The sequence below is a fragment of the Sphingobium sp. CFD-1 genome (assembly GCF_024611115.1).
Taxonomy (GTDB): Bacteria; Pseudomonadota; Alphaproteobacteria; order Sphingomonadales; family Sphingomonadaceae; genus Sphingobium; species Sphingobium baderi_A.
Genome location: NZ_CP084400.1, coordinates 89,966 through 101,845 on the forward strand (window position 1 = coordinate 89,966; position 11,880 = coordinate 101,845).

Here is an 11,880-nt window from a genome sequence, read left to right on the forward strand (position 1 = left end):
AACCGAATGATTTCTGCTCTCGACCGCCGCCAGTTCCTCCGCGGCGCGGCCCTCGCCGGCGGCGGCGCAGCATTGTCAGCCTGGCTGCCGGCCTGGGCGCAGACGATCTCGCCGGGGATGCGACCGACGCTGCCGACCGTGTCGGGCGAAGACATTACGCTCACCATCGCCCGGCAGTCGATGACCATCGACGGGCGCAAGTTCCGGGCAATCGGCCTCAACGGCACGGTCCCCGCCCCGCTGATCCGGCTGCGCGAGGGCCAGCGCGTGCGGCTCAACGTCATCAATCAGCTGGAGGAGGACAGCTCGATCCACTGGCACGGGCTGATCCTGCCGGCCAATATGGACGGTGTGCCGGGCGTGTCTTTTCCGGGCATCAAGCCGGGCTCGAACTACCTCTACCAGTTCTCCGTCGTGCAAAGCGGCACCTACTGGTACCACAGCCATTCAGGCCTGCAGGAACAGGAAGGCCATTACGGCCCGATCATCATCGATCCCGCCGGTGCCGATCCGGTCGCCTATGACCGCGAGCATGTCATCGTGCTCGCCGATCACAGCGCGCTCTCGCCGCAGGCGATCTTCCGGCGCCTCAAGGTCAACCCCGGCCATTTCAATTTCCAGCGCCAGACCCTGGCCGGGCTCCTGTCGGGCAAGGATCAGCCGCTCAAGGACCGGCTCGACTGGGGCCAGATGCGGATGGACCCGGCCGACATCTCCGATGTGACCGGATCCACCTACACCTATCTCGTCAACGGCCATGGTCCGATGGACAACTGGACCGCGCTCTTCACCCCGGGCGAACGGGTGCGGCTGCGGGTCATCAATGCGTCGGCGATGACCACCTTCAACGTCCGCATCCCCGGCCTGCCGCTGACCATCGTCCAGGCCGACGGGCAGAATGTGGTGCCGGTCACCGTCGACGAGTTCCAGGTTGGTGTTGCCGAGACCTACGACGTCGTTGTCAGCCCAGGCGATGACAAGGCCTACACCCTTGTCGGCGAGGCGATCGACCGCTCGGGCATGGCGCGTGCCACGCTCGCGCCGCGCGCCGGCATGGCCGGCGAGGTTCCCCCCTTACGCAAACGGCCGCTCGCCGACATGAAGGACATGGGCATGGACATGTCCTCGATGCCGGGCATGGAAGGCATGGACATGTCGGGCGGCGCTATGCGGGGCGTCGATCCGACGGCCGAGAAGAACGCGTCCGCGCGCCTCGCGACCGGCGCGGCGGCAGCGATGGCGACCATGGACAATAGCGCCATGGCAGGCATGGATCATTCGGGGATGGATCATTCCGCGATGAGCGGGATGGACCACGGCGCGATGGGCGCCGATGGCCAGATGGCGGGCATGGACCATGGCGGGCACGCGATGGGGTCGATGAAGATGCGAGACTTCTCGAACGCGCCGCAGGTGAAGCGCGACCCGAGCGTCCAGACCATCTCGCCGATGCCCGTCGACCGCACCGGCGAGCCCGGCCAGGGCCTCGCCGACGTCGGCCACAAGGTGCTTGTCTACAGGGACCTGATGGCGCTCGATCGCAATCCGGACGTGCGCGCGCCGAGCCGCAGCATCGACATTCACCTCACCGGCAACATGGAGCGGTTCATGTGGTCGTTCGACGGCGAAAAAATGTCGGACCATCACGAGCCGATCCCCTTCATCGAAGGCGAGCGGGTGCGCGTCAATCTCATCAACGACACGATGATGGGGCATCCGATCCATATTCACGGGCATTTTTTCGAGCTGGTGACGGGGCATGGCGATCATGCGCCACGCAAGCATACGGTAATCGTCCAGCCCGGCGGCAAGGTGACCTGGGACTTCACCGCCGACGCGGTCGGCGACTGGGCCTTCCACTGTCATCTCCTCTACCACATGCATGCCGGGATGATGCGGGTCGTGAGCGTCCGTCCGAAGGGAGACGCGTAATGACCCGCATCCTCACGCCGCTGGTGAGCGCGATCGCCCTTTTCGCTGCCGCGCCCGCCTTTGCCCAGGATCATTCAATGCACGGCATGCCCGGCATGGCGCCGCCGGGCGAGGTGCCGCCGGCGCAGGAGAAGAAGAAGGACAAGGCCGCCGCCAGGCCGCGCGCTCAGACACCAGCGCCAGACGCCACCTCGGCGATGGACCATTCGCAGCACCAGGCCAGTCCTGCGCCGCAGGGAGATGCGGCCGGTCAGCCGCAACCCGCGTCTCCCGCGATGCCGGACATGCCGGGCATGGACCACTCCCAGCATCAGGACGGCGCGATGCCGGACATGCCCGGGATGGACCATTCGCAGCATGGCCAGACCGCCATGCCCGGCATGCAAATGACCGGCACGGCGCTTCCGGCCGGCAATGCGCCCCCGCCGCCTCCCCCCAGCGACCACTTCGCCGATCGTGATTTTCCCGGCGCCGAGATGGCGCGCTCACGCGACATCATGATGAAGGACAGCGGCGGCAACAATTTCGGGCAGGTGCTGCTCAACCTGTTCGAGTATCAAGCGCATAGCGGTCGCGATGGCTATCGCTGGGATGGCGAAGGCTTTTACGGCGGCGATATCAACCGGCTCTGGCTCAAGAGCGAGGGCGAAGGCGAGTTCGGCCGCGGCATCGACAGCGCGGAGGTGCAGGTGCTCTATAGCCGGGCCATCGACCCCTATTTCAATCTTCAGGGCGGTATCCGCCAGGACTTCGGCCGCGGGCCCGACCGCACTTACGCGACGGTCGGCGTCGAGGGCCTGGCTCCCGGCATGTTCGAAGTCGAAGGCGCGCTGTTCCTCTCGACCAAGGGCGATGTTCTGGGCCGGGTCGAGGGCTATTACGACCAGCGCATTACCCAGCGCCTGATCTTGCAGCCGCGCGCCGAGGTCAATTTCGCCGCGCAGGATATTCCGGAGAACGACATCGGTTCGGGGCTGGTCAACATAGAGCTTGGCGCGCGCCTGCGCTATGAGTTCAGCCGCCAGTTCGCACCCTATATCGGCGTCTCTTATCTGCGCAAAGCCGGCGACACGGCGCGGCTGTCGAGGCTTGCCGGCGAGGACGTCCATGCCACCAGCTTCGTCGCCGGCATCCGCTTCTGGTTCTAGCATCGGGACGGCTGATGGCGGGGGCGAACAGGAGAGCGGGGCGTTACACTGAGACCCAGGTCGGCCTGCGCCGAACGAAGGAGATACGCCATGGATCATTCGTCCCACATGAGCACACGGAAGATGGGCGCCTATTGGAGCCTGGCCTTCCAGACCGTCATCAGCGGCGTCATCATGTATCTGGTGATGTTCGTCATGATCGACGGGCTCGACAGCTTCTACAACAACCTCAACATGCTCTACATGACGCTGATGATGGTCTCACCGATGGTGGTGCTCATGATCCTCGCCATGCGGCACATGTTCCCGTCGAAGGCCGCCAACATCGCGCTGATCGCCGCGTCGCTGGTCGCCTTCTTGGGCAGCTTCGCGTTCATCCGCACGCAGACCACGATCGGCGACACGGCCTTTCTGCGCTCGATGATCCCACACCACTCCGGCGCGATCCTGATGTGCCAGGAAGCAAAGCTGAGCGATCCCGAAGTCATCCGGCTTTGCGAATCGATCAAGCGCTCGCAGCGGCAGGAAATCGACGAGATGAAGGCCATACTCGCGCGGCGCTGAGTGGCACGGTCCGGCTACGCCCGGATACGTGCGCCCGGCCGGGCGTGTGAGCCGGCCGATGGTCTACACGAGGCGCGGGCCCGACGAGATTGCCAGGGAGGTGGCGCGGCTTGCGCCGCTGTTCCTGCGACAGGCTGGCGGCCACGTCCTGACGCTGCTCGATCCTTCCGGGATGGTGCTGAGCTATAATGAAGAAGGCGAGCGTGCCGAATGCTGGCCGCTCGATCGCGTCCTGGGACAGCCCCACGACCTGTTCTACCCGCCCGACGAGATTGCGGCGGGGCGTCCAGGCGCAGACCTGGCGGCCGCCCTTCACGAGGGCACGCTGGAGCGCGAAGCGTGGCGGGTCTGCGAGAACGGCGCGGAATATCTGGCGCGCCTGACGATCACCGCACTGTTCGAAGGCGACACACATCGCGGCTTCGCCTGCATCAGCCGCGATGTCACCGACGAGGCGGCGGTCCGCGCATCGATCGAGACCCGCGAGCAGCATCTGCAATCGATTCTGGCGACGGTGCCGGATGCGATGATCATCATCGACGAGACCGGCGCCATCACGTCGTTCAGCGCAGCGGCACAACGCCTGTTCGGCTACAGCGAAGCCGAGCTCGTCGGCCGCAACGTCTCCTGCCTTATGCCCCAGCCCGATCGCGACCGTCACGACGAATATCTCGCGCATTATCTGCAGACCGGCGAGCGCCGGATCATCGGCCTCGGTCGCGTCGTGGTCGGCCAGCGCCGCGACGGCTCAACCTTCCCGATGCAGCTGTCGGTCGGCGAGGCCGGTGAAGACGGGCAGCGGTTGTTCACCGGCTTTATCCGGGATCTCACCGCCAAGGAGCAGGATGAGCTCAGGCTCAAGGAACTGCAGGCAGAGCTGGTCCATGTCTCTCGGCTGAGCGCGATGGGCACGATGGCCTCGACGCTCGCGCATGAGCTCAACCAGCCGCTTGCCGCGGTCGCGCTCTATCTCGAGACGATCCGCGACATGCTCGACGAGCGGGACGACGAACCCTTCGTGTCGCTACGGTCGGTGATGGATGATGCGGCACAGGAAACGCTGCGGGCCGGCCATATCGTCCGGCGCCTGCGCGATTTCGTCGCCCGCGGCGAGGTCGACAAGAGCCTCCACGAGCTGCCGCAGGTCATCGCCGAGGCGAGCCAGCTCGCGCTGGTCGGTGCACGCGAGCGCGGCATCCGCAGCTTCTTTGCGGTCGATCCCGCCGCGACGCTGGTCCTCGTCGACAGGGTGCAGATCCAGCAGGTGCTGGTCAACCTGATGCGCAATGCCATCGAGGCGATGGCGGAGTGTCCGGTTCGCGACCTCAAGGTGGCGACCAGGTTGCGCCCTGACGGGCTGATCGAGGTGACCGTGGAGGATACCGGTCCCGGCATCGCGGACGGAATCCGCGAGCAGCTCTTCACGGCGTTCAACTCGACAAAGGCCGACGGCATGGGCCTCGGCCTCTCGATCTGCCGGACCATCATCGAAGCGCATGGCGGCCGTATCTGGATGGAGCGCCCCGACCGCGGCGGCACCCGCTTTCATTTTACCTTGATCCATGCGCGGGCGGAGGAGGAACATGGGGGATAGACGCGTCATCCATCTGGTCGACGACGAGGAGAGCATCCGCAAGGCGGCGAGCTTTGCGCTCAAGACCGCGGGCTACGACGTCGTGACCTATGCCTCGGGCGTGGAGTTTCTCAAGGAGGCGAAGTCGGCGGCCGTCGGCTGCGTCATCCTTGACGTGCGCATGCCCGAGATGGACGGTCTCGAGGTTCAGGCCGCCATGGCAGCACGCGGGGTCAACATGCCGGTCATCGTCCTGACCGGCCATGGCGACGTGTCGGTTGCGGTGCAGGCCATGAAAGGCGGCGCGGTCGACTTTCTCGAGAAGCCCTTCGAGAAAGCGGCCCTGCTCGGCGCCGTCAGCCGCGCGTTCGCGCGTCTCGACGATGTCGACTTTCGCACTCTGGAAACCTCTGAAGCCGGCGTGCGGGTCGCTGCACTGACGCCCCGGGAGCGTGAAGTGCTGGAAGGGCTGGCGAACGGCCTGCCCAATAAGACGATCGCCTATGACCTGGGCTGTTCATCGCGAACGGTCGAGGTCCATCGCGCGAGCCTGATGGCCAAGCTCGAGGTCCGCAATTTGTCCGAAGCCCTGCGGATCGCCTTTGCCGCGGGCATGGGCCGCAAGCCGAAGTGACTGCGACCTCTACGTAGCGACGGGACGAGGCGCGATATGCGATCGATGGTGCAATCGTCACACGGGTGTCCGCTTCTCGCAATGCCATCGGTCCGTTCCACTCAGCATGATGGCAGATACACCATCCTCGTCTCCGACGACGATCCCGGCGTGCGGCGTGGCCTCCAGCTGCTGCTGAGATCGCGCGGCTATGCCGTGTGGGGATATACGACCGGCCACGCGCTGTTGGCCGACCCCCGCGCGAAGGAGGCAGACTGCGTCATCCTCGACTATCGCATGCCCGACATCGACGGATTCGCGATGCTGCGTCACCTTCGCGAGATCGGATGGTCGGGACGCGCCATCATGATCTCAGGCTTTCACGACACGCTGCTGGCCTGGCGGGCCGCCGAGGCGGGCTTCGATCACGTTCTCGCAAAGCCTTTGATCGGCAGGGCTTTGCTCGATGCGTTGGACCGGCACCGCGCCGAGGTTCTGCGAAAGCATTGAGTTATGGCGGCCGGCCCCCGGCAGCCTCAGCCCGGCGCGATGTGGAAAGCCGATCTGCGCCGTCAAAGCCAGTGGCTACGTTTGAACCGGATGTAGAGCCCAATGCAGACCGCAGCGATGACGCCGAGGATGACGAAATATCCCCATTGCGTCTTCAGTTCGGGCATATTCTCGAAATTCATGCCGTAGATTCCGGCAATCGCGGTAGGCACCGCGAGGATCGCGGCCCAGGCGGCAAGCTGACGCGTGATCGCACCCTGGCGCTGCTGTTCGAGCAGGTGACTCGCCTCGAACACCGAGATCAGGATGTCGCGGATGCCGGTGATGGCGCTCTCAACCCTGAGCATGTGATCGAGCAAATCACGGAAATAGGGTTTCCTTCTCACGATCTGGCTTTTGAGCCATTCGAGCATGGAATCTTTTGCCATCATGGGCGTCGTCGTCGCTCTCGGCAGCATCGTCTACCGGGCCAGCATCCGCCGGTCATCAACGTAGGGGTCACGACGGTGGAGCGAGCGGTCGGCTCTTCAAGCCCAACGCGATCGGCTCATTTCTCGCTCACCAGTCGTGAACTAACGGCAAATTTGTCAGAATTTGAGGGTGAAAGTGATTTATGGCCCTCATTTTTGTTTCAAGCAGCGCCTGCCGAATGCATCTCTGCGATTGATGTCTTCTGCAAAAGCTTGTTGGCATCGGATGCTCGCTGATCACACCTAACCCGTAATCGTGCCTCTGGCTGACATACCCGACAAACGTATAAGCTCGCCATGCGCGGGCGTCACCAACCCAATTCCGCGTGCGATCCCAAGCGCACAAGCTGCAAGGTGTCGTCATCGGGCTTGCGGTAAATCAGCACGAGGTCGGGCTTTATGTGGCAATCGCGATGGTCGCGCCAGTCGCCGGTCAGCGCATGGTCGCGGTGGCGCGGTTCAAGCGGCTCGTCGGATGCCAGCGCCTCGATGATCGGGATCAGGTCAGCGTCCAGCGTCTTGGCGTGCTGCCCCTTCTTCTCCCGCTTGTAGTCGCGCTTGAACCGCCCGAAGCGTTCAATCGTCCGCATTGAGGTCGGCCATCAGGTCGACCACCGTGGCGAACCGCTTGCCCTTTCCCTCGCGCGCTTCCTTCATGGCCTCGATCGTCTCGGCATTGGGCACCAGCGGTTCAAACGGCAAGGCCTTGTCGCGGGCAACGCGGGTCAGCATCAGGCGCACGGCATCGGAGACGGTCAGCCCCATAGCAGCCAGCACGGTCGCGGCTTCCTCCTTCACCGCTCCGTCGATCCGGGTCTGCACAAGAGCGTTTGCGGCCATGTCGATTTCCTTTCTGCATGACGATGTAATGCAAGCGAACGCAAAGTGCAATCAGGCAAAGCCCCGGCTATCGACATGGCGACCGGGCTTCGCGTTTTTCACCTTCAATGCTGTGAGTGCCATCGGTTCGGGGCCCTGATCGGGAATGTTGGGGCCGTTCTCACACTTTCGGTGGGCAAACGGTCCCACAATCGTTCCCACATTTTGGGCCAAATTCAGGCAAATCAGGGAGACGACCGCGAACAACTTACAAGACAAATCGTTGCTTTTTCAGTGTAGGTAGGGGTAGGGACGCCATCAGCTCGCTTGACACAAGGTTCTACACTCGACAGCGGGGTCCTCTACCACCGGGCAATTCTGCAGGATGCTGCAAACCGCGCGATATCAATGGCGGGCGAAAATTCGCTGACCGGCGCTGCCGAAGGCCACCACCGTATAGGGTTGGCGGGCAGCGCCTGCCACTTCCATGCCCTCCGAACCGATCGGCATCCCCGCAACCGCAATGCCTTTGACGCCCGCAGGACGGGTCGCCAGCAAGCGCTTGACGTCGGATATCGGGACATGGCCCTCGATCATATAGCCATCGACGATCGCGCTGTGGCAAGATGCCAGCGTCCGGGGCATGCCGGCCTTGCGCTGAAGCTCGCTGCGCGACGCATCGTCACGCATGACGACCTTGCGTCCCAGCTTCGCGCGCACGGCCTGCGCCCACTTCTCGCAACATCCACATCCCGGATCCCGGTGGACGACGATATCACTGGCCGCAAGCGCTACGCCGGGCATGGCGAGGAACAGCAAGGCGACGAATAGGCGGGTCTTCATGAAATGACTCCCGGAAGAACGATAAGCATGGGGCAGAGGCCCCTTCTTTTCTATACGCATCAATGGGCTCTGTTGCAAAAATCGTGAAGCTTGAGCATGCTTGGCGGAGATTGGACGGACGGAACGATGACGGATTTCAAGTGGCGCCATTTCCAGGGTGATGTGATCCTGTGGGCGGTGCGCTGGTATTGTCGCTATCCGATCAGCTATCGCGACCTTGAGGAAATGCTGGCGGAACGCGGCATTTCGGTCGACCATACGACGATCTATCGCTGGGTCCAGTGCTACGCCCCGGAGATGGAGAAGCGGCTGCGCTGGTTCTGGCGGCGTGGCTTTGATCCGAGCTGGCGCCTGGATGAAACCTACGTCAAGGTGCGGGGCAAGTGGACCTACCTGTACCGGGCAGTCGACAAGCGGGGCGACACGATCGATTTCTACCTGTCGCCGACCCGCAGCGCCAAGGCAGCGAAGCGGTTCCTGGGCAAGGCCCTGCGAGGCCTGAAGCACTGGGAAAAGCCTGCCACGCTCAATACCGACAAAGCGCCGAGCTATGGTGCAGCGATCACCGAATTGAAGCGCGAAGGAAAGCTGGACCGGGAGACGGCCCACCGGCAGGTGAAGTATCTCAATAACGTGATCGAGGCCGATCACGGAAAGCTCAAGATACTGATCAAGCCGGTGCGCGGTTTCAAATCGATCCCCACGGCCTATGCCACGATCAAGGGATTCGAAGTCATGCGAGCCCTGCGCAAAGGACAGGCTCGCCCCTGGTGCCTGCAGCCCGGCATCAGGGGCGAGGTGCGCCTTGTGGAGAGAGCTTTTGGCATTGGGCCCTCGGCGCTGACGGAGGCCATGGGCATGCTCAACCACCATTTCGCAGCAGCCGCCTGATCGGCGCAGAGCGACAGCCTACCTCTGACTGCCGCCAATCTTTGCAACAGAGCCGACCATCTCGTCATATTGCTGCTCGATCTCATCCCAGTTGATCGGACTGGAGAGGATCGGCTGCAAGTGGGGAAGCCGCGTTCGCATGCCGACATCGGGAAGAGCCAGCTTCTGGCGAGCGATCGCTTTCAGGCGGGGTGCAAGCTCAAATCCGAGAAGCCGGCAAAATGCAAAGCCAACCGCGCTTTGGCCATGACTATCAACATATTGTCGCTGGATTTCCATGTCGGTGCAATGGCGCAGCACGCCCTCGATCATGGAGGCGACCTCGGAGGAAGAGCAGCGCTTGAGCTGGGAATAGACGCATGTCGCGCGTCGTTCGACATGCCAGTAGATCATGACGCCCCGTCCACCATAACGCGCATGCCATTCCGTCATCAGGTTGCGATCCCAGGCTCCGAACTTTGTGGAATCTGACGCACAGGCCGTGCCGGCGTCCCCCCAGACTGCAGCATTGCGGATTGCCAGGGTCGCATTCGCAACCCTGGCACACGCCTCCTTGAGCGCCGCGGCATGAACGAAGCGGCGATGGACATGCAGCAGCTCTTCATAGCTGACATCGGGGGTGGCGCCGGCGATCCGCTTGAGCCCGGCATTCGTTCCCAGGCCGTAGAGGCATAGCAGGAGACGTTGATCCAGCGCGGTTTTCGGCAGTGCAACACGCGAGGCCGATGTTTCGAACGCTTCGAGAAGTCCCGTATCAAGGGCAGCCTCCTTCAGTACGTCGAGCAGCCCGGTCATCGGCCAGCGTTGGCCGATCTCGGTCTTGATCGAGGCGAGACCCCTGGGTTCGGGCAAGGGTTTGAACGGGGTGAGAGATATACGGTTCTCGCCGCGCCACAGCAGCCGAACCTTGTCGTTCCGGGGAATATTGGCATTGAGGAGCAACAGTTCCTGAGCAAGCTCTTCCCGGATGGCGCTTGAAAATGCACGCGCATCCGCCGTCAGGTTCAATCCTGTGTAATATGCTTCTCGCCGCGCATCGAAGTCCTTGGGAAGATCGTCATCGGGATTGCGGTATCGGTCCGCCCCGACAACCCAGATTTCCTTAGAACGGATGCGATCGCGCAGTTGCGCGAGGACACAAAGCTCATAACTGATCCGGTTTACGCGCCCCTCTTCATCAATGACGGAACTGCGCCATCTCGCCGGAATGACCTCGTCGACCGGCACTGCGTGCGGCGGCACGTAGCGGCATCCATCATCCACTTTGCTTCTGATCCAGTCCAGGGCCGCCAGCACCGGACGCCACACGGCGTTGTTCGACCGGAACTCCAGTGCCGAAAGCAGGCTTGGCAGCATACGGCGATAATGATTGGCCCATGACCTCCGCATCACCTTGTAGATCCGCCGATCCAAGGCGCCCTTTGCCTGGCTTTCCTTGATGATCGCCGCCAGTTTGTCCTTGCCGGCGATTGGGAAAATGACATCGCAGATGCGCCCGGATGGATCGTCGATCGAAGCGCTGGCAATCTCGACCAGGAGTCGCTCCTTGCCATAGACCCGCTCGATGTCTTTCGCGATATCGCCCACCACCTTGCGTTTCGAGCGCGATCCGATCTTATGGACCGTCTCGATCAGCAGGTCGACCATCGCATCCGTAAGCTGAGCTTCCCGCGCCATCAGATAAACGGCATAGAGCCCGAGCTGGCGCGCCGGTACATGCCGGCGCATCTCCGAGGCTTTCTCGCCGGCAACCCGGCGAACGATCTGATCGACCCATGCCTTGCCCGTGACCGATAGGAAATCTCGGGGAAGAGCAAGCCGTTGGATAAAGGCGAGTTTGGCGGTCACGCCAAGAATGTTTTCGAGCGTCGCCTGACCTGCATCCCCCTTCATCGTGTTGAAGCCGGTCGGGCCATCGGGATCGGCGAGCGAGGCTTCCAGCAAGGCGACCGCATCCGGCGCAAGCCGATCGCGGACTCGGGCCAACAGGGCCTCCAGATAGAGGTGTCGTTGCGAACGGACGAGGCGTTCCAGCTCCTTGCGCGACGGCCCATAGATACGGCGGTCGCGGCACCACAGGAAAACATGCTCGAGCATGGCATTGATCGGCTGCCCGCCCGCACAAAGATCGTCGGAAATCCACCTCGACAACGCCCTGCGATCCGTCTGCGTCATACGGCGGAACCCGAGATGCCGCAAAATCTCCGCGCAATGCCGGCGGGCGGTGCGCCCGGAAAAATCATAGTGGTTCACGGATTTGGCATCGAGACCAAGTTGCTCCGCCAGATACAAGACACCGTCGGAGGGTATCGACGCATGATCCGGCACAAAGAAGCCATGCCCGGCGAAAAATCTAAGCTGAACCGCCAATCCCAGTCGTGCCGTCTCCGCTTTGCCGGTCACGAACGCGATGTCCGAAAAACTCAGGCTCCAGGAGCCGATCAGATCCCCACTCGAAACGCCAAGGCTCATAACGCCGCTCCCTTATCGGAGCGGAACGTCGTTCCTCGCATGGGC

The 11,880-nt window shown here is 63.0% G+C and carries 11 protein-coding genes and 1 pseudogene; 7 read left to right on the top strand and 5 right to left on the bottom strand.

Annotated elements, in window-relative coordinates; translation table 11 throughout:
• Window positions 1-6 precede the first annotated feature (6 nt).
• From LDB26_RS20665 to LDB26_RS20690, 6 genes are all read left to right on the top strand, one after another.
• Window positions 7-1,932: a copper resistance system multicopper oxidase gene (locus LDB26_RS20665; RefSeq protein WP_007683365.1), complete on the top strand. Its 1,926-nt coding sequence runs from the start codon at window positions 7-9 to the stop codon at window positions 1,930-1,932.
• Window positions 1,932-3,080, top strand: coding sequence for a copper resistance protein B (locus tag LDB26_RS20670; protein WP_007683363.1), 1,149 nt, complete (start codon window positions 1,932-1,934; stop codon window positions 3,078-3,080). Before LDB26_RS20665 ends, LDB26_RS20670 begins: the two co-directional genes overlap by 1 nt.
• A 90-nt stretch (window positions 3,081-3,170) precedes the next feature.
• Window positions 3,171-3,644 carry a DUF305 domain-containing protein gene (locus tag LDB26_RS20675; protein ID WP_007683361.1) on the top strand — a complete coding sequence of 158 codons (474 nt, stop codon included), beginning with the start codon at window positions 3,171-3,173 and terminating at the stop codon, window positions 3,642-3,644.
• 58 nt (window positions 3,645-3,702) lie between these two features.
• Window positions 3,703-5,238 (top strand): nitrogen regulation protein NR(II), encoded by a 1,536-nt coding sequence (locus LDB26_RS20680; RefSeq protein ID WP_007683359.1) that lies wholly within the window; start codon window positions 3,703-3,705, stop codon window positions 5,236-5,238.
• A complete protein-coding gene (locus LDB26_RS20685) occupies window positions 5,228-5,851 on the top strand; it encodes a response regulator transcription factor (RefSeq protein WP_007683357.1) in 624 nt (207 codons plus the stop codon). Before LDB26_RS20680 ends, LDB26_RS20685 begins: the two co-directional genes overlap by 11 nt.
• Before the next feature lie 81 nt (window positions 5,852-5,932).
• Window positions 5,933-6,340, top strand: coding sequence for a response regulator (locus tag LDB26_RS20690; RefSeq protein WP_007683354.1), 408 nt, complete (start codon window positions 5,933-5,935; stop codon window positions 6,338-6,340).
• Between the two features lie 62 nt (window positions 6,341-6,402).
• Here LDB26_RS20690 and LDB26_RS20695 read toward each other — a convergent pair.
• The 4 genes and pseudogenes from LDB26_RS20695 to LDB26_RS20710 all read right to left on the bottom strand — a co-directional run.
• A pseudogene (locus LDB26_RS20695) lies at window positions 6,403-6,717 on the bottom strand (CorA family divalent cation transporter); the annotation flags it as partial.
• Between the two features lie 401 nt (window positions 6,718-7,118).
• Entirely contained in the window at window positions 7,119-7,400 is a 282-nt protein-coding gene (locus LDB26_RS20700) for a type II toxin-antitoxin system YafQ family toxin (RefSeq protein WP_004212690.1), read from the bottom strand.
• A complete protein-coding gene (locus LDB26_RS20705; RefSeq protein WP_004212689.1) occupies window positions 7,387-7,650 on the bottom strand; it encodes a type II toxin-antitoxin system RelB/DinJ family antitoxin in 264 nt (87 codons plus the stop codon). The genes LDB26_RS20700 and LDB26_RS20705 overlap by 14 nt, the downstream gene beginning before the upstream one ends.
• Window positions 7,651-8,034: 384 nt before the next feature.
• The gene (locus LDB26_RS20710) at window positions 8,035-8,472 is read right to left on the bottom strand and encodes a DUF411 domain-containing protein (RefSeq protein WP_007683347.1); all 438 of its coding nucleotides are present in this window, start codon (window positions 8,470-8,472) and stop codon (window positions 8,035-8,037) included.
• Window positions 8,473-8,598: 126 nt separating this feature from the next.
• On the opposite strand from LDB26_RS20710, the gene LDB26_RS20715 reads away from it, so the two are divergent.
• Window positions 8,599-9,363 carry an IS6-like element IS6100 family transposase gene (locus tag LDB26_RS20715; RefSeq protein WP_001389365.1) on the top strand — a complete coding sequence of 255 codons (765 nt, stop codon included), beginning with the start codon at window positions 8,599-8,601 and terminating at the stop codon, window positions 9,361-9,363.
• 18 nt (window positions 9,364-9,381) lie between these two features.
• Here the strand turns inward: LDB26_RS20715 and LDB26_RS20720 are convergent, their stop codons facing one another.
• Window positions 9,382-11,835 carry a Tn3 family transposase gene (locus LDB26_RS20720; RefSeq protein ID WP_257542281.1) on the bottom strand — a complete coding sequence of 818 codons (2,454 nt, stop codon included), beginning with the start codon at window positions 11,833-11,835 and terminating at the stop codon, window positions 9,382-9,384.
• Between the last annotated feature and the right edge of the window lie 45 nt (window positions 11,836-11,880).

What these genes read in the sequence shown, in the direction of transcription:
- LDB26_RS20665 (WP_007683365.1), top strand. Translation starts at nt 7, where the DNA reads ATGATTTCTGCTCTCGACCGCCGCCAGTTCCTCCGCGGCGCGGCCCTC.
- LDB26_RS20670 (WP_007683363.1), top strand. Translation starts at nt 1,932, where the DNA reads ATGACCCGCATCCTCACGCCGCTGGTGAGCGCGATCGCCCTTTTCGCT.
- LDB26_RS20675 (WP_007683361.1), top strand. Translation starts at nt 3,171, where the DNA reads ATGGATCATTCGTCCCACATGAGCACACGGAAGATGGGCGCCTATTGG.
- LDB26_RS20680 (WP_007683359.1), top strand. Translation starts at nt 3,703, where the DNA reads ATGGTCTACACGAGGCGCGGGCCCGACGAGATTGCCAGGGAGGTGGCG.
- LDB26_RS20685 (WP_007683357.1), top strand. Translation starts at nt 5,228, where the DNA reads ATGGGGGATAGACGCGTCATCCATCTGGTCGACGACGAGGAGAGCATC.
- LDB26_RS20690 (WP_007683354.1), top strand. Translation starts at nt 5,933, where the DNA reads ATGCCATCGGTCCGTTCCACTCAGCATGATGGCAGATACACCATCCTC.
- LDB26_RS20700 (WP_004212690.1), bottom strand. Translation starts at nt 7,400, where the DNA reads ATGCGGACGATTGAACGCTTCGGGCGGTTCAAGCGCGACTACAAGCGG.
- LDB26_RS20705 (WP_004212689.1), bottom strand. Translation starts at nt 7,650, where the DNA reads ATGGCCGCAAACGCTCTTGTGCAGACCCGGATCGACGGAGCGGTGAAG.
- LDB26_RS20710 (WP_007683347.1), bottom strand. Translation starts at nt 8,472, where the DNA reads ATGAAGACCCGCCTATTCGTCGCCTTGCTGTTCCTCGCCATGCCCGGC.
- LDB26_RS20715 (WP_001389365.1), top strand. Translation starts at nt 8,599, where the DNA reads ATGACGGATTTCAAGTGGCGCCATTTCCAGGGTGATGTGATCCTGTGG.
- LDB26_RS20720 (WP_257542281.1), bottom strand. Translation starts at nt 11,835, where the DNA reads ATGAGCCTTGGCGTTTCGAGTGGGGATCTGATCGGCTCCTGGAGCCTG.